Consider the following 21,022-nt stretch of genomic DNA (forward strand, 5'->3'; position numbering starts at 1 on the left):
TTGGTTGGACTGTCTAAATGGTATTTAGATGCCACCCTCGATATCAACTTCAAATTTGTCATACATAAAGTCTAGCAGTTCTGCTGCTGTAGGGATATCTCCCGCTTTTTTTATGCGTTCCCAATATCGCTTGTCTTCAGAAATCAGCCCGTCTGCTATATATTCATCAAATACTTTGGAAAGATTATTTTCTGTCATGCCGCAGCGTGCAGCCATATGCCGTAGGACGGTCTTTCCATTAAATTTTATTCCCCATATATGCGAGTTGCTGTATGCCAGACGGATTGACCGGAGAGCCTTTTCTTTGATTCGTTTTACCTTATCAGTGGTTAGATTTTCTGTTTCAGCAACTCTTGTGTATTTCTTTAAATAATAGCATTTCAGAAGGATATTGATTTGTTCTTTGGTTAAAGGCTCATAATTTTCCATAAGTCTATACCATTTCTGTATCTGACGGTATTATATCCAGAAGAAGCTGGAACATCTGCCTGCTGGTTTCAATGTCACGATAGGTTAGTTTATAGAGTAATTCATCCGTAAATCCCTGTGCAAACAAAGCTGAAGCTGGTGCGATAATAAATCGCTGCTTTATCCGTTGGTTTAATTCTTCCAGCATCGATTCGCCAGCTATGTGGGAAATTTGGTCATAAACTTCCTGCACTCGTATGATATCCAACGAGCCGCCAATGTTAGTCACCTGCTCTTTTATAAACTTTCCTGTGGAGTCCACCATTGCTTCGTCTGCCAAAAAGAAAAGCAGTATGCAAAGATTAGTGTAGTGTTCTTGGAAAATCAGTTTGTCTGCATATTGTTCGTAAAGTTCTTTCATTCGTGGGTAGAGCGGATGCTCATGCTGTGGTTCTGTTCCATCCAGAACATGAAACAGCAGACCCTGCAAGTCACCTCCTATTCGGAACCCCTCATCCGCAGATTCGAAGGCAAGTTGGCCGCCGCTCATTCCTTCAAAAATCATGGAGAGGTAGTGCTCCAGCAAATACCCTTGTTTGCCAAGCCGCAGACGAATCTGCTTTGCCAGTTTAAAAATTGACAACAGGGAGTCTTCGGCGACTCTGTTGTCGGTACAGCTAAAGAAGCTGTCTGTGTGATGAAAAATGTTCATGTTATCCCGACCTTTCATTTATAGGGTCGGGTATTTCCCGTATCTTCAAAAGCGCATGCAAAGGCGGAGGACGGAATCCTATTTTCCCATGCACACGCTGTTATTTTGCTTATTGTGCGGCTGTAGCAAATGCGATATAATAGCTTTGTCGTGGTGCCGCTTTTGCGGTTGTGCTGGGTGGTGCAATCACCTTAGTGCAGGACTGATGTGTTGGTAGCACATCAGTCTGCCATGACGTTTTTTATTGTCGGGGAAAACCCGCCGTTGTTATATAAACTCTAAAAAGCCGGATTGTCAAGTCACAGTTTTCTATGGGAAGGGAAATCTTTAATAGTATAAGAGTATAGATATTCCGTGGCTAGACGGTAAGCAGGAACATTCTGAAACTTCAAAATATACACCGCTTGGTGGAATCGAATAACGAAATAGCATTATAAAAATGCACCATAAAAGTAATTACTTTTATGGTGCTAAACAAGAGGATATGATAATTCTTACGTATATTGATGATATAAGAAGAAAGTGGATTTTTACAGAGATTGAGGAGAATCATTTTCATTGGCAGAATGTTACTGTGAAAAATAATGGAGAATGGCATATCAATGCAGAAATGTATGCTGAGCGTATCTAGTAAGTATAGTTCATGGTGAGAAAACTTACCATTTACTGGAACATTAAAATCAGAAAGGGACAATAATCTATGAAAATGCCAGCAGAAAAAATCGATATGATTATGTTCGCCCCCTGTGGAATGAATTGTAAGGTATGCTATAAACATTGCTATCATAAAAAGCCATGTGCCGGATGCCTAAACAGTGATAAAGGAAAACCAGAGCATTGCCGTAAATGCAAGATAAAAGACTGTATTAAAGACAAAGGATTATCCTATTGCTTTGAGTGTTCCGACTATCCGTGCAAGTTGATAAAAAATCTTGAAAAAAGTTATAACAAGAGATATCAAGCAAGCCTTATGGAAAATAGTGAGTTTGTGCGGCAGCATGGGTTAGAAGCGTTTATGGAACAGCAGAAAGAAAAATATACCTGTTCAAAATGCGGCGGTATTATTTCCATTCATGACAGGGAATGCAGCGAGTGTCAAGAAAAGATGGATGATGAAACGTCTGGTTTATAAGATTTGAAAAATGAATGAAGTAAACGATAAGGAGAGATATATCATGAGCGAAACAATGGAATTCCCCAACAGAGAAGAATTTCGTGAATGGCTCCGCGAGCATTGTGCATCAAATGATGGGATTTGGCTTTTGTTCGGCAAGGCTGGTGGGCCAAAAATTTAAAAGCGGGAGAAGCTCTCGAAGAAGCACTCTGTTTTGGCTGGATTGACGGACAACAGAAGATGGTTTGGCAAAGATAGATACAACTTTTGATGGAGATACGGTCTGGCTGTCAATTGATCAGATGGCGGAGTTGTTTTAAAGAGATAGAAGCGTAATAGGTAAGCAAGTGAGAAATGTTTTTAAAGAAGGAGAATTGTCCAAAGAATCAGTATGGGCAAAATTTGCCTATACTGCTGCTGATGGAAAAGTTTATGATGTAGATTATTATAATCTTGACGTGATTATTTCGGTCGGTTATCGTGTGAAGTCAAAGCGCGGCACACAATTTAGAATATGGGCAACAGGCATTTTAAAAGAATATATGAGAAAAGGTTTTGCGCTGGACGATGAGCGGCTGAAGAATTTGGGTGGTGGAGGCTACTTCAAAGAATTACTCGAACGTATTAGAGATATACGTGCTTCTGAGAAGGTATTTTACAGGCAAGTCTTAGAAATATATGCTACAAGTATTGATTATGATCCGAAAGCTGAAATATCCATTCAGTTCTTTAAAAAGGTTTAGAATAAGATTCATTATGCGATTCATGGACAAACTGCAGCAGAAGTTATTTATACCAGAACGGATGCTGAAAAAGAGTTTATGGGACTTATGACATTTGCAGGAAACCAGCCAACATTAAAGGAGGTTGTCATTGCTAAAAACTATCTGATTGAAAAAGAGCTTCGGGCGATGGGATAACTTGTTTCAGGGTATCTTGATTTTGCGGAACGTCAGGCAGAGCGGGAACAGGTAATGACTATGAGCGATTGGGCAGCGCATTTGGATCGTATCCTTACAATGAGTGGCGAACAGTTACTTCAAGGAAACGGAAGTGTTACTCATAAACAAGCAGTTGATAAAGCAACGAGTGAATACAGAAAATATAAAACCAGAACCCTCAGTGATGTGGAGAAGGATTATTTGGATTCGATAAAAATATTGGAACATAAAATGGATAAGAGTTGAAAAGGTGATATTATTCACGAATTAATAAAATTAGATAAGCGGAACTCCGCCAGGGGTGAGCCGCGCCTTTCAGACATCATTATTATCCACTCATCACATGTGGAAACCGCGGTGCTTCTCGTGCGGAAACCTTGATTCCAGGCGTGTTTGCGGGATTATTTGGAGAAAATGGAGTTGTGTTTTTGCGGAAGGTGAGAGGGATAAGTTTCCGCAGATACCTTACCTCCATTCTACTCATCTGTTACTTGGTATAAGTATAGAATTTTCTGCCAGAACATTCAGTACTCCTCAGAACAAATAATCTGCAATAGTCAGCAAAAATCAGTATTCCTGTCTGAAAGGAATAAATTCGTATATATGGGTTGCGTGTAGGAATAACTCGTCATATAATCAAGCCATAGTGTTGTACACTAAGCATAGGAACACTTAGAAACCGGAAACAGACACAACAGCCTGAATGAGTAAAAGAAAAGGAGTTAAAAATATGACAGAAAAAGAAAAAGCCGCCGCCGGCTATCTGTACGATGCCAACTATGACCAGGAAATTATCGAATCCCGTACGGCCTGCATGGACATGTGCCATGATTATAACCAGCTCCGTCCCTCCCAGGTAGAAGAACAGAAAAAGATGATCAAAAAAATACTGGCAAAAACAACAGACAGATTCTGCATCGTAGCTCCGTTCCACTGTGATTTGGGTTATAATGTGGAGATCGGGGATAACTTTTACGCCAATTACAATTGTATTATCCTCGATGGGGCAAAAGTGGTCTTTGGAGACAATGTGTTTATTGCGCCTAACTGCTGTTTCTCCACAGCGGGCCATGCGTTGGATGTGGAACAGAGAAATCGGGGACTGGAATTTGCCTATCCGATCACGGTTGGGAATAACGTGTGGATCGGAGCCAATGTATCGGTTCTGCCGGGGGTGACCATAGGGGATAATACGGTGATCGGCGCTGGAAGCGTAGTGACCAAAGATATACCGTCCGGTGTGATCGCGGTGGGAAATCCATGCAGGCCGGTACGTGAAATCACAGAAGCGGACAAAGATAAATACCCCAGATATGAGGATGGTTCGCTGTGAGATTATGAAATGCCAGACATCTGCATATAATAAAAATATCTGAGTACTGGATTTGAAAAACTGCGTGTGATAAGGAGGATGTAACAAATGAACATAGAATTTAATAAGAGTCTGATCACGGGGAATGAATTAATCGATACACAGCATCGGGAGCTGATTGAAAGGGTTAATAAGCTTACCGGTGAATGCGCGGCCGGAAGGGAGAAGAACTCCGCGATCCAAACGCTGGATTTCCTGATGGATTATGTGGATTTTCATTTTTCTGCGGAGGAAGGACTTCAGGCAGAGAACGGATACCCTCTTTTGGAAGCTCATAAAAAGCAGCATGCGCATTTTGCAGCGGCTGTGGATTCCCTGCGGGAGATGCTGGAGGAGGAAGAGGGGCCCAGCGACGCCTTTGTGGCTGCAGTAAAGAAAAATGTGGTTGACTGGCTCTTAAACCATATCCAGATCTGGGATAAACAGGTCGCAGAATATATAAGGAGCCTGTAGCGCAAATAACTCCGAGCAAAACAGCGCAAGTCCGGACGGCTCAGAGGAAGTCTGGACGGTCCGGCAGAATTGTCCCTACAGCTCTCCATGGAGCAGACGGAACATTTCATCGGTGAATATCCGTATCTGGTATTGGATTCCCTGGCATCCGCATAGAATACTAAAAATGGGTATCAGGGAATGAGTTCAGAATGAAAGAAAAAACTTACGATCGGGAAGCGGCTGTAGAATACGCACGGGTCTGGGCATTTAAGAGAAATCCGGCCTACCTGGATTTTGAAAAGCTGGGAGGTGACTGCACCAACTATGCGTCCCAGTGTCTCTATGCCGGAAGTAAAACTATGAATCCTGAGAAAACCTTCGGATGGTACTATTATTCCGCCAGCAATCGTACCCCATCCTGGACCGGTGTAAGGTATCTCTATAATTTTCTTACAAAAAATAAGGGAGTTGGGCCCTATGCGTACGAGACTGACAGAAATAAGGTAAGTCCGGGCGATATCGTACAGTTAGGACGGGCGGACGGGACGTTCTATCACAGTCCGGTCATCGTGGCGGTTACAGAGGAAGACATCTTTGTAGCTGCGCACAGCTATGACGCCTATATGCGCCCGCTAGGCAGCTACACTTACGACAGAGCCCGGTTTCTGCATATAGCCGGGGTGCGGACCTGGTAACGATTAATCCGCTGGTGACATCTTCCACGGAGTCCAGGCAGTTTTTTATACGCAGATAAATTTCTGTGCAGACCAGAAGCTCTGCGGGGCCGGTGACGTGGAATACAGGCTGCGGATGTCGTCGGTATACAGCGCGTCCCCCTCATTTTTTATGGAATAACCCTCAATGATCAGCCATGGAGTTTTGCCGGTTTTTTAAAGCGGCAGAACTCCTTTATTACGCTTCTGATGGTATCACAGCAGGACAGTAACAGTTCCGCGAATTTTAAAGTGAGAAGTACCTTCTGAAGATATCTGGCTGATTGATAGGAGCATTTGGAGAGATCTTCCAGGACTTAAAAGTAATCATACTTCTTGCTTTTTTCAAAATCAATCCCTCTTAAAATATGTACAGGAACAACCTCGTGATAAGACAGGCCATCAGGCCGCATCCCGGAAATGTAGAATTCAGGTAATGTGGGGGAATAACTGGGTTTCCGAAGCGGATATGGCAGGGGATTTTGGAGATTAATAATAAAAGGACAGATTGGAGAAATGGAAAGAGGGAATACAGTGATGGAAAAACAGGATAGGGATAAAAGTGACTGGGAGTTGCTGCGAGATGAGATCAGGAGCTGCCGGTTATGCCGGGAACGATTTGGATTTGAACCAAAGCCTATTGTCTGGGGGAGCGCAGATTCCAAAATTATGCAGATCAGCCAGGCGCCCAGCAAAAGCGTGCATGAGACCCGGATTCCCTTTCATGATCTGAGCGGGCAGAAGCTCAGAAGAGAGTGGTATGAGATTACGGATGAACAGTTTTATGATGTCAATAATTTTTATATCGTATCGGTGGGACACTGTTATCCTGGAAAAAACGCTTCTGGAGGTGACCGTCTGCCGCCGGCCTTATGCGCCAAAACCTGGCTTGACAGGGAGATCAGGCTGGTAAACAATGAAATATACCTGCTGGTAGGAGGAGCCGCAGCTAAATTCTTTTTCCCCAACCGGAGTTTTACCGGTCTGGTATTCGAGAACCTGAAACTAAGGGGAAAACCGGCCTATGTACTCCCCCATCCCTCCCCGCTGAACATAAAATGGTTTCGTGACAATCCGGACTTCCTTACGTACAGACTAAAAGAAATCCGCCGGATCATCCATCAGGTTCTGAACCTGCCGGGATAGATCTGATAACATCGTTCCTCCTTCAAAAAGGGTTCCCCTACTCTCAAAAGGCAAAAGTTTTCTATACATTTTCCGGCTGATGTTATACAATAAAAACGGTGAAGTAGCAGTACAGAAGCGTGAGCGGCGTTGGAGGAAACGCCGGACTAAGGAGGAAATGATTTGAGGGATCAGGACAGGACAAATTTCAGGATGACTCCTGGTGGGATTTTTCAGTGCAGATATGATCCCGGCTGGACCGTAATATATGCGAATGATGGGGTGTTTCAGTTTCTGGAATACACGCGGGAGGAATTCCGGGAATTATTTGACAATCAGCTGGCGGGCGTCATTTATCCGGAAGATCTGGAACCTATGTACAGAACCGTGAGTGAACAGCTGAAGAAGGGGAACGTGGTTGAAAATGAGAATCGGCTGGTCTGCAAGAGCGGTGCGGTAAAATGGATCTGGATCAGCTGCGAGTTCGTTGCCCGGGAGGGCGAGGAGCCGTATTTTTATTGCATGTTTCACGATATTACCCGGCAGAAACAGGCCCAGTCCAGAATGGAGATCAGTGAACGGCGTTATGATCTCATTCTGTCTATGACGCAGGATGTTATTTATGAATGGAACTATGAGACCGGGGAGATTTATTATGCTCCTACTTTTGAAAAGAAATTCGGGTATGTGCCGCCTACGGATAATTTCCCGTATACGGTATTGGAGATGGGGATCATTTATCCCGATGATGAAGAACTGTTCCGCAGCCATTTTCAGAAGATCGCGGATGGTGAGGCCGAAGCGGTCGGCGAGTACCGGATTATGAAAGCGGATGAAAGCTTTATCTGGTGCAGGATTACGGCGTCTGCGATACGGGATGAGAACGCAAAGCTTCAAAAGGTGATCGGGATGATCTCCGATATCGATGAGCAGAAGCGGAAGGTTTTCTTCGCGCAGGAGCAGGCCATGCGGGATACTCTGACCGGGCTGTATAACCGGGGAGCGACGGAGAGGCTGATCAATGAATATCTGAATGGTTATGATGGGATGGCTGCGTTCCTGGTGATTGACGTGGATAATTTTAAGGGCGTGAATGACACTCTGGGACATGTGTACGGAGATGCCGTGCTGGGGGATATGGGTTATCATCTGAAGAAGATGTCCAGGTCCGGGGATATCATCGGACGGGTAGGCGGCGATGAATTTGTGGTATTCCTGACCGAGCTTCCCAATGCGCAGACCGCCCTGCATGTCGCGAACCGGATCGGGAGGATTTTTCACCGGTCTATTGAGGAGTCCCATATCCAGTATGAGATAACCGGAAGTATCGGCATTGCGTTTTACCCGAAAGATGGGCAGGATTATCTAAGCCTGTTCTCCAGGGCCGATACGGCTATGTATTATGCCAAACACAGTGGGAAAAACCAACTGGCTGTCTATGACGAGAAAGAGGCTTCGGAGCTTCCGTTAAACAGAAAAGAGGAACCCGATGAGGAAAAGGCGGGGATTCAGAAGAATTTCCGGGATAACATCATCGAGTATGTGTTCCGTATTTTTTATGAAAACGAAGATGTGGATAAAGCGCTGCCGGTGCTGATGGATTTAATCGGGAAAATATTCGATGAGAGCCGGCTGTACATTCTGGAAATCGCGGGGAGTACGGGACTGGCCCGCAATACCTTCGAGTGGTGTAATATCGGGATTCCTTCCATGAAGGGTGGACAGGATGTGTTTGAATATCTAAAGAGCCCGATGGAGTTCGATCAGAATCAGATTTATTCCTGCGAGGATGTGGAGGCTTTACCGGAAGGTGAGTTTAAAGAGTGGCTGGTCAAACGGGGAGTGGTCTCGACACTGATCTGCAAACTGATTGAAGACCACAGGGTGGTCGCTGTGATTGGATTCGAGGACTGCCGTAAGAAAAGGCGGGCGTCTCTGGAAGAGAAGGATGCGCTGTCATTGATCTCGCAGACGATCAGTCTGTTCCTGATGAGAGCCAGACGGCAGGAAGAGATCCGCAGGCAGCAGGCGTTCTCCCAGCGCCTGCTCAAACGGGTAACTACCTGTATCTACAGTATTGATCCGGAAACCTATCAGCTTATATTCGTCAACAGTAATATGGCCTGCTCTTTGAAAGGATTGAAGGTAGGAGAGCTATGCTACCGGTCCATAAGGGGAATGGACCGCCCGTGTCTGGACTGCCCCATGGCGGAGCTCAGCCAGGAACACAATAGTGTGACGAAAGAGCTGTATCATCCGAATATGAAAAAGTGGACGGAAACCACGGCTGCTTTTATGCGCTGGTCAGACGGCAGAACAGTATGTCTGGTCAACAGCTATGATATAACCAGATACAAGGAGAAAAAAGAATCCAATCCCGGCAGTGAAGTCCGGTATATGAATGCTGCGCGCCATACAAGACTGAATGTATGGGAATATGACATCCAGAAAGATGTACTGATCCTGGCTGAGAGTACGAAAGGACAGGAGGACAGGCAGAGGTGTCTGGAGCAGATACCGGAATCTTTGATCGATACGGGGATGATTCATCCGGAGAGTGTGGAAACGGTCCGGAAGCTGTATGATGAGCTGAAGGAAGGCAAACGGGCGGTACAGCAGGAGATCAGAACCCGCACAGCCGATGGTCCGGAATGGCAGTGGGTGAGAATCCGGTATCTTACCATATTCGATGAGGTGGGCAGACCTGTCCGGGCGATCGGTGTCGGCGTGAATATCACACAGCTGAAGGAAGCGGAGATCAATTACCAGAAAGAACTTCGGGCGATGCATACCTTATCGGACGGAGTGGTCTGGGTCAGCCGGGTGAATCTGACGGAGAACCGGGTAGAATATCTGAAAAGTGAACAGTATCCGGATTATAAAATCCGGGGAGATATGCCATATGAGGAAATGCTGCAGCAGGTGTCCAGAGAGATCGTGAATCAGGATGACCGGAAGCGGTTCTTAGGCACTATGTCCAGAGGAGCTTTAAGAACCGCCTATGCCAGTGACCACACCACGGTATCCATGGATTACCGGTTTAAAAATTCCAAGGGCAGAATGTATTGGGTAAATTACCATGTAAAATTGGTGCCGGATGCGATTTCCAGAGATCTGTATGCCTACGGTATGGTGCGGAATATAGACGCACAGAAAAATATGGAACTGTCCCTAACCAAAAAGGCCCAGAAAGATCCGGCCACCGGGGTATATAATAAAGAAACTGCCATGGTCATGATGAAAGAGGCCATTCGAAAAGCGGCGGAAGTAAAAAAGCGCCAGCTGCTGCTGATCTTCCGTCTGGATACCTACGGAGAGCTGGTCAGAAGAGGCGGCTACCTCATGGCGGACGATGTGATGAAAGAGCTCAGCAGTCAGTTGAAGCTGGTGTTTGGTTCGCCCCAGGTTATGGGGAGATTCAATATGGACGAGCTGGATATCCTGCTGATCGGGGAAAAAGCCGGGCAGGATATTATGGATCTGGTCAGGGAGGTCCGAAGGACGATCAAGACGCCCTATCTGTTTGCGAAAATACCAATCGAAGCCATGATAACCACTGGGATCGCATACACAGATGGGACCTGTACAGACGGAGAGCATACAGACCTGGACAATCTGTATCAGAGAGCCAGAATTGCCCTGGAAGCCGCTGAAAAAGAGCATTCCAGATGCCAGATTTATTCTGAAAAGCTGTCTGTGAAAGACTGGAAGATCAAACCGGCAAAAGACTGGGAGGACAACCGGGTTACTTTTTATGAAAACAGAGATATGCAGGAGGTGCTGTTAAGGTGTGCGTTCTCACTGATGACCTCCAAGGATTTCGAACGGGCGATTGACAATGTATTAAGGCAGATAGCCGGCTATTACGGCGCAGACCGCGCTTTTCTGGTAGAATTCAAATCGGGGGAGGATGAATGTAAGCAGTACTATATTTCCGATTCCGGCCAAAATCAGATGATAAAGAAACAACCGGCTCCAGACAAAGTGAGTGCCTGGCGCAAGGGCTTCATGAAAAATAAAAAACTGGCTCTTAAGAATATCGAAGAAATCCGGAAAAAATATCCGGAGGATTATAAGAGGCTTGAGAGAAACGGTATCCGTTCCGTTCAGGCGGTGGCGCTGGAGGCGGATAATGAGATCACCGGCTGCCTGGGAATTGAGAATCCTGCTAAGAACCTGATGGACTTTGATCTGCTGGATTCCGTGAAGCATTTTGTGATAAATGAGATGGTAAAGCGGGATATGCAGCGGGAGCAGGATTATCTGGGATACCATGATGTGCTGACCAATCTGTTGAACCGGAACAGTTATATCCAATACAACGCTTCCCTGAAAGAAGACACGCTGCTCTCTCTGGGAGTACTGTCCGCGGATATCAACGGACTTAAGAAAGTCAATATAGCCTATGGGCATGAGGCGGGTGACCATCTGGTGAAACTGACGGCGGATATTCTGAAAAGCCAGTTTTATGACAGCCGGGTCTTTCGTTTCGCGGGCGATGAATTCTTGGTGGTGGCGGAAAACCTCACAAGGGATGTATTTCGTGAGCGGATCGAGTTGGTGCGCATGAAATTGACCGAAAGCTACGCCATGGGGGTTTCCATCGGCTATGCCTGGGCGGATACCGAGATCCGTCTGGATCGTCTGGTTGCCCACGCGGATGAGCGCATGGTGATAGCTAAGCAGAATTTCTATAAAAGAGAAGAGCGGGAAAGCGGCCGCTACAATCCCCACAGACTGGAAGGGTTAAAGCAGGTCATCAAACAGGGGCTTTTTAAAATGTATCTGCAGCCAAAAGCAGAGATCCAAAGCGGAAGCATCTGCGGTGCGGAAGCCCTGGTGCGCTTCGATGACAAGCGGTTTGGCGTGATCGGTCCGGATAAATTTATCCCGCAGCTGGAGCGGGAGGGTATGATTTATGCGGTAGATCTTCACATGTTCGGAAGGGTCTGCGAGACTCTCAGGGATTGGCAGGATCGGGAAATTCCTCTGATTATGATCTCGGTAAATTTTTCCAGGTCTACCCTGTTAGAGGAGAACCTGATGGAGCAGGTCGAAGAGATCTGGGAAAAATACCAGGTGCCCAAGGAGTACATAGAGATAGAGATCACAGAAAGTTTCGGCGAGATGGAACGGGAAACGCTGGTACAGATCGGACAGCGGATCATAGAACACGGCTTCCGTCTGTCCCTGGATGATTTCGGCGCCCAGTACAGCAATATAGCGATCCTCTCAGTTCTCCCGTTACACGAGTTAAAGCTGGATAAAAGCCTGACACACGACCTGTTTTCCAGCAACAATACCAGGGTAGTGGTCAAGCATTTCCTGAATCTGTGCAAAGAACTGGGAATCTTAAGTGTGGCGGAGGGCGTGGAGTCCAGCGAACAGCTGGACATCCTGCGGGAACTGGGCTGCGATTATATCCAGGGTTATTATCTGAATAAGCCGATCCCTCTGACAGAGTTCGAACAGATGTATATGCTGGGGAGGATATCTCCTCCCACATCAGCACATTAATGCGGATTCCCAACAAATCTGCTTGAAAATTATGGACAGATTGGATATACTGAAAAAATAACGAATACATATGCAGGGAAAATTAGGATGAAACGTCATACGATTGTAGAGTACACACATGATTTTTTGAGGAAGTATATCGGGGAGGGGAATGTCTGTATCGATGCCACTGCTGGAAATGGAAATGACACCGAATTTCTGTGCGGGCTGGTAGGCAGCGAGGGCAAAGTGTTCGCCTTTGATATCCAGGAGGATGCGGTGAATACGACCAGAAGCCTTCTGGAGATGTTCGGGCTGGACGAGATCGCAGAGGTTTACCTGGATTCCCATGAGAACATGGATTCCTACGTGGAGCCGGACTCGGTGGACGGGATCGTGTTCAATCTGGGGTATCTGCCCGGAGGAGACCATTCCATATGCACCTGTCCCAAGACCACGATCACCGCCATAAAAAAAGGGCTGACGCTGCTGAAACCGGACGGTGTGATGTCGGTAAGTGTTTACAGCGGCAAAGACAGCGGCTTCGAGGAGAGGGATGCCGTGCTGTCTTTTCTGGAATCGCTGGATTCCAAGGATTATACTGTAATTAAGAACGAATTCATCAATAAACCGAATCATCCGCCGATACCGGTGTTTATCTTTAAAAACTATTGATCCCCGATGAATGTCCTTGTATTATTAGCCTCAAAACGATTTACCGGATGTGGTTTTCTCAGAGGCAGAGGCGTTGGGGTGATGAGTGGAGGCGTATTCCTGTACGGAGGGATCTTTGATTTCATAGATTCGGAACCATTCTTTGGTGGACTCGTCTTTGGTCGTCTCCGAGCGGTTCTTGTACAGGAAACGGACCAGGCTGTAACAGTCCACCCAGATCTCGGAGGCGCCTTCTTTCTGGGATTCGTCGAAGATCAGTTGAAGTCCGAAATGCAGATGCGTGGTGTCGATGTTATTGACATTCTCCGTGGTACTGTATCCGGTATGGCCCATATAGCCGATGACATCACCGGCCTGTACGATGCTGCCTTCCTTTAAGGATTTTACGTAGGGAAAATTCTGGCGAAGGTGCGCATAATAGTAATACCGCTTCTGGTCAAAACTGCGGATGCCCAGGCGCCAGCCGCCGTACTGGTTCCAGCCTAAGGCCTCCACATAGCCGGATTCCACGGCGATGATGGGAGTTCCCGTCTGCCCCATCATATCGTGTCCCAGATGCTGCCGCTGATACCCATAGGAGCGGGATACCCCAAAATCATCATAATCGCTGTATTCAAAGCCTTTCGCAATGGGGTGGAAGGCTTTCAGACCATATTTTTTTACCCACACCAATTGGGACGGGTCTGATTCGGAGGGCTGCTGAATATCGTACTCCCCTACAAAACCGCCCAGTATGGCTGTGTAGGCTTCCAGATAATAATTATAATATTTCATATCCTTCGTGGCTTCTGCCATGGTAATCTCTTTGTTTTGCAGCTTTTCCGCCAGGGCGGACATATCTTTTAACGCGCTTTTGGGAAAATCACCGCCGTTTTTTGCTGCCGTATAGGCCAGTAATTCAATCCAGTCCAGATGCACGGGTTGGGACTGGGTGTCCACATCATAGTGATAGGCGGCGTCCAGGGCTTCATAGGAAGCTTTGAAGTCCACCCATTTGATAAAATCCTTCTGGGCATCCTGTGTCTCGGTATCTGTCGTGCCGGCCGGGTCTGCGGCGTTATCCGCGGATTCTTTCGTGGTGCCTGCGGAATCTTCCCGGCTGTTCGAGGCTGTGTAAACGGTACTTCCGGTAGCCTTCTGATACGAGAAGATACAAATAAATAAGAACAGTAAAATCAATTCACAATAAATGCTTCTCTGAATCCTCTTTTTATATCTTTTCATGTTATCCCCTCAATCGCATTTGGTTCTACGGTAAAAACCTTGCTTTGCAGCTCTTATCTCTTTATGAAACATTTTATGAAGGGGAAATGGACAATATGCCGTTATGTTGTATTCATACAGGGACATGAAAAAACCGTTCCATATCTGAATTCAGTTATGGAACGGCAGATCATTAACACTGTACCCGATGCGATTCGAACGCACGGCCTTTGGAGTCGGAGTCCAACGCTCTATCCAGCTGAGCTACGGGTACATAGTTCGCTGTGGAAACCTTCCCTATTGTACCGCTAAAACGGGACGAATGTCAATAGAAAATTGTCCTTTTTTCTATTACTCTGTCTCAAGCAGGATACCCAGGGTATTAGGGCCGCAGTGGCAGGAGATCGTGCAGCTGGCTCTTGTCACGTAGACCGCGTCAAAGTCCATACTTTCCCGAATCGTCTCTTTCACCAGGTCTATATAGGCTTCATCAATGCCGGAATGGGTGATAAAGATCCGGTTTTTTCTGATATCGGGATAGGAAGCCAGTTTATCTCTTGTATACTTAACCAGCACTTTATCCAGGTTTCCCCTGTATTTTTTTCCGACTCCCATGGCCCCGGAAGTATTGTCCACTTCTATACAAGGCTTCAGATTCAGTAAATTGGCCCCCAGAGCGGTGACGGAGGAACAGCGGCCTCCCGCGTGCATAAATTCCAGGGTGTCCAGAATAAAGCTGGCGTGGCACTTTCCGGTTCTGGCCTTCAGGGCCTTGCTGATTTGCGCCGCCGGCATCCCCTGACTGATCATCTCAGCGGCATCCAATACAAGATGCCCCATACCGGTAGAAAGATTACAGGAATCTACAGGATAAATACCGTCCATCTCCCCGGCAGCCAGGCAGCAATTCTGATATGAACTGGAAAGGGCGCTGCCCAGATTCAGATGTACCACCTCATATCCCGCGCTGACCCAGGGTTTAAAGTACTGTTTATATTCCTCCACATTGATCGCGGCCGTTTTGGGCAGAATCCGCCTGGTCCGGTATGCATCATAGATCACGTCCGGGGTAATATCCACATTATCCATATAATCTTTGCCGTCCAGAATGATATGATAAGGATAATAATTCACCTGATACCGCTCTTTTAACTCCTGTCCCAGATCACACGTACTGTCCGCGCTTAAAATTACTTTCTTCATATAAACCCTCACACCTCTTCATCCATCATTATAAAACTCAGTCTATAAAACAAACCAAACAGTATAATATCACAAATTCCCAGTTTCGAATAGCCCTTAACAAGAATCAAATACTGCGGCCTCAAATACTGCGTTCCAGTATCCGGTCATAGATTCCCTTCGTCTTCTGGTCATAGAGCACGAACAAAACCAGATCCAGCTCAGACGGCTGCGTGTGCAGGAATTCCACTACCGTATCAACAGCGATGCGGGCCGCTTCCTCCGCCGGATAGCTGTAGATTCCGGTGGATATCGCCGGAAACGCAATGGAGTGCAAGTTGTGCTGAACGGCCAAATGCAGGGAATTCCGATAACAGGAAGCCAAAAGCTGCGCTTCGTTCCTGTGGCCGCCCCGCCAGACTGGGCCCGGCGTGTGGATAATATAGCGGCAGGGCAGCAGATACCCCTGGGTTATTTTCGCTTCCCCCGTGTCACAGCCATTTAACAGACGGCATTCCTCCAGAAGCTTTGGCCCGGCGGCCCGGTGGACCGCCCCGTCCACGCCGCCTCCCCCCAGAAGCGATGTGTTTGCCGCATTTACGATGGCATCTACCCTGACTTTTGTGATATCTCCCTGTAATGTCTGTATCATCCCCATATCCCCTCACTGTTTAAGATTGACCGGGCTTTCCGCCATTCCGGATCATATTGCTCCACATATCCCCAGAACACAGGATTGTGCCCTTTTTCCAATAGATGTACCAGTTCATGTATAATAACGTATTCCAGGCACTGCACAGGGTATTTCACCAGATGCAGATTCAGACTGATCCTCCTGTCCCGGACATTACAGGAACCCCACCGTGATTTCATCTTTCTGATCGTCAGGTGGGTGATGGATACTCCGATTTCCCTCTGCCATTTTTCCAACAGCGGGACTGCTGTCTCCTGAAGCCGGTCCGCATACCAGCGGTACAGCCTCTTTTCCGCCTCTTCGGCGGTCTGGCCTTCCCAATGAGGGAAGAGCAGGCACCGGCCATTCCGCTTTACCGTGTCCCTTCGGCTGCCCGGTATGGTCTGGATGAGATATGTTTGCCCAAAGAATAAAACCTGGTCGCCCGTTTTATAATCATGGATGGGCCGGGGCGGTTTTTGGAGCATCTTTTTTCGATGGGCAACGATCCAGGGGAGGCGCTTCTCGATGGCTTCCCTGATCAGATGGTCGGGCATCCTTTTGGGAGCCGATATCTGAACCCTGCCGTCAGGCGGAACAACCCGGATATATAGATTCTTGATATTCTTGCGCTGTATCTGAAGCGGAAATGGATAACCCATCTGATCTTTCCTATCATCCGCCTGATCTTTCATATTGTCCCCCCCGCTGTATGTTAATGTCCTGCTTCTGCTCATATCAGGCCGCAGTATTGAAACTTCGTGCGCTTATCCTTAAAAAACACCGGATAGCGCAGCTCATAATTTCCCCAGACCGTACATGGAAATCTGGTAAAATAAAATGTCGAGAAAAGGACCTCCCGGGCCGTTATGTCCGACAAAAAACGAATCATGGACCGGGTCAAAGGATAGTAGACTTCTTCCCTGGTAATCCGTATATTCATCAGCATAGTCAACTGGTCCTCGGACAAGCTGTGGCGGAATCCTCTCTGCTCTTCTTTTGACAGGCTTCCATAATAAAAATCACAGTAAGCATCCGCCCTTCCGTTTATCTGGAGCATCACCTCCAGCATATGCCGGTATTCCGGCTCTGTTCTTTCCAGGATCACATGTTCATATCTGGAAAAGCCCTCTTCTATTTCTGGAAAAAGAAGCGCCCCCTTTTCCTTCAGGACCCTTTCCGGCACCGGATATATTTCAGCCATCTGTGTCCCCTCCTCCATCTCACCTGATCTGTCTTAATAACTGCTTTCGTATCTGCTTCCATTATAATGAATTTTTATCGCTGAATCAATAAACGAATTAGCTGGCGGTTGGAAGAAGGAATTAATAAATGAATCAACAAATGAAACAACAAGTAAAACAACAAGTAAAACAATAAATGAATCAACAAATAAACAACAAATGAAACAACAGACCGGGGCTGGCAGATATCAAAATAGCAGTGCCCGAAAGGGCATCACTGACTATTTTCATGCATCGCACGTAAGCGGCTAATATACAGCCTTTAATTGCTCATAGCCAAAAAAAATTAAGCAGATATGAATATTTTACCATTATTACCAGCATACTACCATTGATTATGGATAAGGAGGAAATGTCATGTCTAAGAGTGCTGCATTGCCTGTTGCCAATGAGAGAGGGTATTATGAGATACGCCTGGAGAGTATCGGCGGTCTGGGAGCGAATCTTTGCGGGAAGATGCTGGGCGAGCTGGGGGCGAATTATCTGGGTCTTAACTCGGCCAGTTTTTCAAGCTATGGGTCGGAGAAAAGAGGTTCACCGGTAAAGGCGTTTATCCGGTGGTGTGAGAAGGAACGGGATATTTATGTGAATAGTCCGGTGGAGAAACCTCATATTCTGGGGCTGTTTCATGAGGCTATGGCCGGAAAAATGCCGGTGACGGCGGGCGTGGATGCGAACACGAAGATCGTGATGAACACGCCGGCGGGACCCGGGGAGATCCGGGAGAAGTTAAAGCTGTGTTCCGGGGAGATCTTTTGTATCGATGCACTGAAGATCGCTATGGAGAATAAGAGCAGGATCAATATGGTGATGCTGGGAGCGGTCGCGAAGGCATCGGGATTCATTCCGCTGGAGGCCGTGATCGAACTGGCCAGGGACACAGTGGGGAAAAAGTATCCAAAACTGCTGGAGAATAATATCATCGGGATTCAAAAGGGGTATGAACTTACGAAGTCCATGATGTTTGAGGACGATGAAAAATATCCTTATGTGCCTTATAAGGAGACGCAGAATGAATGGGGTTATGAGACGGCTCCTCCAGGAGGCGTGAATCCCAGATTCGGGAGTACGGTGTCCAATGATCTGTCAGCTTCCCGGGAAGGGTATCTTCCCCTTTTTCTGCAGGATAAGTGCATTAATTGCGGGCTGTGTGACAGTACCTGCCCGGATATGGTGTTCCAGTTCCGGCCGGGAGAGTACAAAGGCAGGGAAATGATGGTCAATACGGGGTTAGACTACCACCACTGCAAGGGATGCCTGCGCTGTGTGGATGTGTGCCCGACCAATGCCCTGGTCCGGGGACTGGAGAGAGAACATCCGGAGCCGAAGTGGTTCGTAAGGAATAAGGACCTGATTGTGGATCATCTGGAATTCGAAGATGTGGGCGCGAATTCCTGGGTGACCAGCGAAGCCTATCTGGAAGAAAAAAGAGTGGACGGAGGTCTGGTGTGATGGAAAAACAAAAAGTGCTCTTTGAAAGCGGTAATGAACTGGCGGCCTATGCGGCCAAACAGATTAATTATCATGTGATGGGGTATTATCCGATCACGCCGTCTACGCAGATCGCGGAATTTTTGGATTTGATGAAAGCAGAAGGGGAACATGATATTTCCCTGATCGCTGCCGAGGGAGAACACAGCGCGGCAGGGATCTGCTACGGAGCTTCCACGGCGGGAGGCCGGGTGTTTAACGCGACCAGCGCCAACGGGCTTTTGTACGCGCTGGAACAGCTGCCGGTGCAGTCCGGTACCAGATTCCCCATGGTAATGAATGTAGCCTGCCGTACCGTATCAGGTCCGCTCTCCATTAAGGGTGATCACAGCGATATTATGTATACACTGAATACGGGATGGATCATTTTATACGCGAATACACCCCAGGCAGTCTATGATATGAACCTGTGCGCGCTGAAGATCGCGGAGCGGGTCAAGCTTCCGGTTATTGTGGCATTTGACGGGTTCTTTACCAGCCATCAGAAGAGACGGTGCATGGTATTTGAAGAGGACCGTACCGTCCAGGAATTTTTGGGGAAATATGATGCGGACTATTCCTGCCTGGATCTGGAGCATCCTGTTTCCATCGGTTCCTATATGAATGAACCGGATACCCTGAATAATAAATACCAGCTGCATCTGGCCATGGAAGAGGCCCGGGAGGTAATCCCGGAGATATTTGGTGAGTACGGGAAGCTTTCCGGAAGAAGCTATACGGAAACGGAAGGGTACCGCACGGAGGACGCCGAGTTCCTGCTCTTCCTGCTGGGCTCCAGTTATCATACGGCGAAACTGGCTGTGGATGAAATGCGGGAGCATGGCTGCAAGGCAGGCGTATTTACCACGAATATCCTGCGGCCGTTCCCGGCAGATGAGTTATATGAACACTGCAGGAATGCCAAAGTGATATTGGTCTGTGACCGGCAGGACAGCTACGGGGCCCATGGAGGAAATATGACGCTGGAGATCAAGGCGATGCTCCAGGAGCATGAGAAGACGGCCCACGTGCTGAGCAGGATCTACGGCCTGGGCGGCAGGGATTTTTATGTGGAGGACGCGCTTAAGCTTTTTAAAGAGTGCGTGACGGATGATCCCGTGCGCTTTGATTACTATGGAAAATATCCGGGAACGAAGTCCTATGACGGCTCACAGTATTTTAAACCCATTACCGCCGCCGAGGCATCTCCTGGGCTGACGGTCTGTGAAAAGGATGAAAAGACCAACAAACTGACCGTAAAAGGTGCTAAAGTCGGTGATACCACCGCGATGCCGAAGAGACTGGCACCGGGACATGGAGCCTGCCCGGGCTGCGGGATTCCGGTGAATGTGAACCTGCTGCTGCGCGGAATCGAGGGAAATGTGGTACTTCTGTTCCATACGGGCTGCGGCATGGTGGTGACGACCAACTACCCGAAAACTGCGTTCAAGGTTCCCTATGTACACAACCTGTTCCAGAATGGGCCGGCCACCCTGACCGGAATTCTGGAGATGTACCATCAGCGCCAGAAGAGAGGGGAATATCCGGACGAGGAGATTACGTTCGTTATGGTCAGCGGTGACGGAGGCATGGACATTGGCCTGGGTTCCGCGCTGGGAGCCGCTCTGAGAAATAATAAGCTGATCCTCTTTGAATACGACAACGGCGGCTATATGAATACCGGATACCAGCTGTCCTACTCCACACCGATGGGGGCCAAGAGCTCCACTTCCCATGTGGGAGCCCAGCAATACGGCAAGAATTTTTTCCATAAGGATACCCCTATGATTATGGCGGCTTCACACATTCCCTACGTGGCGACGGTGGCGGAATCGAATCCGGCGGACTTTATCAAGAAGGCTGCCAAGGCCCAGTATTATGCGAACCGATCCGGCATGGCTTATGTCAAAACCCTGTCCGCCTGTCCGCTGAACTGGAGTGACCGCCCCGATACGGAGCGCAAAGTAATCGCGGCTGGCGTGGACTGCTGTTACTTCCCGCTGTATGAGATCGAGGAGGGAGTGACGAATATCAACTATAATCCGGAAAAGGGAAATAAAAAGATACCGGTTCTGGATTGGCTGACGATGATGGGCAGAACCAAGCATCTGGGAAAAGAGGAATACGCCTCAGTGGTGGAAAATATTCAAAGAGAGACGGACCGCCGCTGGGAAAGACTGAAAGCGAGAGCGGAAAATCCGCTGCTGTAGAAGTGAGCTAGAAATTACCGATCGGATAGAAAGATTCAGTATCAGAACC

Annotated in this window: 17 protein-coding genes, 1 tRNA gene and 2 pseudogenes; 12 read left to right on the forward strand and 8 right to left on the reverse strand. The window is 47.5% G+C overall.

Annotation, left to right across the window (positions count from 1 at the left end):
• Positions 1-24 precede the first annotated feature (24 nt).
• The gene (locus tag ABC831_RS12615; RefSeq protein ID WP_343248484.1) at positions 25-429 is read right to left on the reverse strand and encodes a hypothetical protein; all 405 of its coding nucleotides are present in this window, start codon (positions 427-429) and stop codon (positions 25-27) included.
• 4 nt (positions 430-433) lie between these two features.
• Positions 434-1,120 (reverse strand): hypothetical protein, encoded by a 687-nt coding sequence (locus tag ABC831_RS12620; RefSeq protein WP_343248485.1) that lies wholly within the window; start codon positions 1,118-1,120, stop codon positions 434-436.
• Between the two features lie 439 nt (positions 1,121-1,559).
• Here ABC831_RS12620 and ABC831_RS12625 point away from each other — a divergent pair, with 439 nt between their 5' ends.
• From ABC831_RS12625 to mnmM, 10 genes and pseudogenes are all read left to right on the forward strand, one after another.
• On the forward strand, positions 1,560-1,751 hold the full coding sequence (locus ABC831_RS12625; RefSeq protein WP_343248486.1) for a hypothetical protein: 192 nt from the start codon (positions 1,560-1,562) through the stop codon (positions 1,749-1,751).
• Between the two features lie 69 nt (positions 1,752-1,820).
• Complete coding sequence (locus ABC831_RS12630) at positions 1,821-2,252, forward strand: DUF3795 domain-containing protein (protein WP_343248487.1); 432 nt, start codon at positions 1,821-1,823, stop codon at positions 2,250-2,252.
• Positions 2,253-2,295: 43 nt separating this feature from the next.
• Positions 2,296-2,480, forward strand: a pseudogene (locus ABC831_RS26520) (YdeI/OmpD-associated family protein); the annotation flags it as partial.
• Positions 2,480-3,421, forward strand: a pseudogene (locus ABC831_RS12635) (virulence RhuM family protein). The pseudogenes ABC831_RS26520 and ABC831_RS12635, both read left to right, overlap by 1 nt.
• Positions 3,422-3,905: 484 nt before the next feature.
• On the forward strand, positions 3,906-4,508 hold the full coding sequence (locus tag ABC831_RS12640; RefSeq protein WP_343248488.1) for a sugar O-acetyltransferase: 603 nt from the start codon (positions 3,906-3,908) through the stop codon (positions 4,506-4,508).
• 87 nt (positions 4,509-4,595) lie between these two features.
• Complete coding sequence (locus ABC831_RS12645) at positions 4,596-5,000, forward strand: bacteriohemerythrin (RefSeq protein ID WP_343248489.1); 405 nt, start codon at positions 4,596-4,598, stop codon at positions 4,998-5,000.
• 191 nt (positions 5,001-5,191) lie between these two features.
• On the forward strand, positions 5,192-5,677 hold the full coding sequence (locus ABC831_RS12650; protein ID WP_343248490.1) for an amidase domain-containing protein: 486 nt from the start codon (positions 5,192-5,194) through the stop codon (positions 5,675-5,677).
• Positions 5,678-6,232: 555 nt separating this feature from the next.
• The gene (locus tag ABC831_RS12655; protein WP_343248491.1) at positions 6,233-6,841 is read left to right on the forward strand and encodes a uracil-DNA glycosylase family protein; all 609 of its coding nucleotides are present in this window, start codon (positions 6,233-6,235) and stop codon (positions 6,839-6,841) included.
• 162 nt (positions 6,842-7,003) lie between these two features.
• Positions 7,004-12,337 carry a diguanylate cyclase domain-containing protein gene (locus ABC831_RS12660; protein ID WP_343248492.1) on the forward strand — a complete coding sequence of 1,778 codons (5,334 nt, stop codon included), beginning with the start codon at positions 7,004-7,006 and terminating at the stop codon, positions 12,335-12,337.
• An 87-nt stretch (positions 12,338-12,424) separates the two neighbouring features.
• Complete coding sequence (gene mnmM / locus ABC831_RS12665) at positions 12,425-12,991, forward strand: tRNA 5-(aminomethyl)-2-thiouridylate-methyltransferase MnmM (protein ID WP_343248493.1); 567 nt, start codon at positions 12,425-12,427, stop codon at positions 12,989-12,991.
• Positions 12,992-13,021: 30 nt separating this feature from the next.
• On the opposite strand, the gene ABC831_RS12670 is transcribed toward mnmM, so the two are convergent.
• The 6 genes from ABC831_RS12670 to ABC831_RS12695 form a co-directional block, all read right to left on the reverse strand.
• Positions 13,022-14,215 carry a M23 family metallopeptidase gene (locus ABC831_RS12670; protein ID WP_343248494.1) on the reverse strand — a complete coding sequence of 398 codons (1,194 nt, stop codon included), beginning with the start codon at positions 14,213-14,215 and terminating at the stop codon, positions 13,022-13,024.
• Positions 14,216-14,394: 179 nt separating this feature from the next.
• Positions 14,395-14,468: transfer RNA gene (locus ABC831_RS12675), tRNA-Arg, on the reverse strand.
• A gap of 77 nt (positions 14,469-14,545) precedes the next feature.
• Positions 14,546-15,397, reverse strand: coding sequence for a DegV family protein (locus ABC831_RS12680; RefSeq protein ID WP_343248495.1), 852 nt, complete (start codon positions 15,395-15,397; stop codon positions 14,546-14,548).
• 121 nt (positions 15,398-15,518) lie between these two features.
• Positions 15,519-16,028: an O-acetyl-ADP-ribose deacetylase gene (locus tag ABC831_RS12685; protein ID WP_425524587.1), complete on the reverse strand. Its 510-nt coding sequence runs from the start codon at positions 16,026-16,028 to the stop codon at positions 15,519-15,521.
• Complete coding sequence (locus ABC831_RS12690) at positions 16,025-16,744, reverse strand: M48 family metallopeptidase (protein ID WP_343248497.1); 720 nt, start codon at positions 16,742-16,744, stop codon at positions 16,025-16,027. The genes ABC831_RS12685 and ABC831_RS12690 overlap by 4 nt, the downstream gene beginning before the upstream one ends.
• A gap of 38 nt (positions 16,745-16,782) precedes the next feature.
• Positions 16,783-17,253, reverse strand: a complete 471-nt coding sequence (locus tag ABC831_RS12695) for a hypothetical protein (RefSeq protein ID WP_343248498.1) — start codon at positions 17,251-17,253, stop codon at positions 16,783-16,785.
• Positions 17,254-17,650: 397 nt separating this feature from the next.
• Between ABC831_RS12695 and ABC831_RS12700 the strand changes: the two genes are divergently transcribed.
• Positions 17,651-18,745 (forward strand): 2-oxoacid:acceptor oxidoreductase family protein, encoded by a 1,095-nt coding sequence (locus ABC831_RS12700; protein ID WP_343248499.1) that lies wholly within the window; start codon positions 17,651-17,653, stop codon positions 18,743-18,745.
• Positions 18,745-20,973 carry a thiamine pyrophosphate-dependent enzyme gene (locus ABC831_RS12705; RefSeq protein ID WP_343248500.1) on the forward strand — a complete coding sequence of 743 codons (2,229 nt, stop codon included), beginning with the start codon at positions 18,745-18,747 and terminating at the stop codon, positions 20,971-20,973. Before ABC831_RS12700 ends, ABC831_RS12705 begins: the two co-directional genes overlap by 1 nt.
• The last annotated feature ends 49 nt before the right edge of the window (positions 20,974-21,022 follow it).

Source organism: Diplocloster hominis, from assembly GCF_032380655.1.
Classification (GTDB): Bacteria; Bacillota; Clostridia; order Lachnospirales; family Lachnospiraceae; genus Diplocloster; species Diplocloster hominis.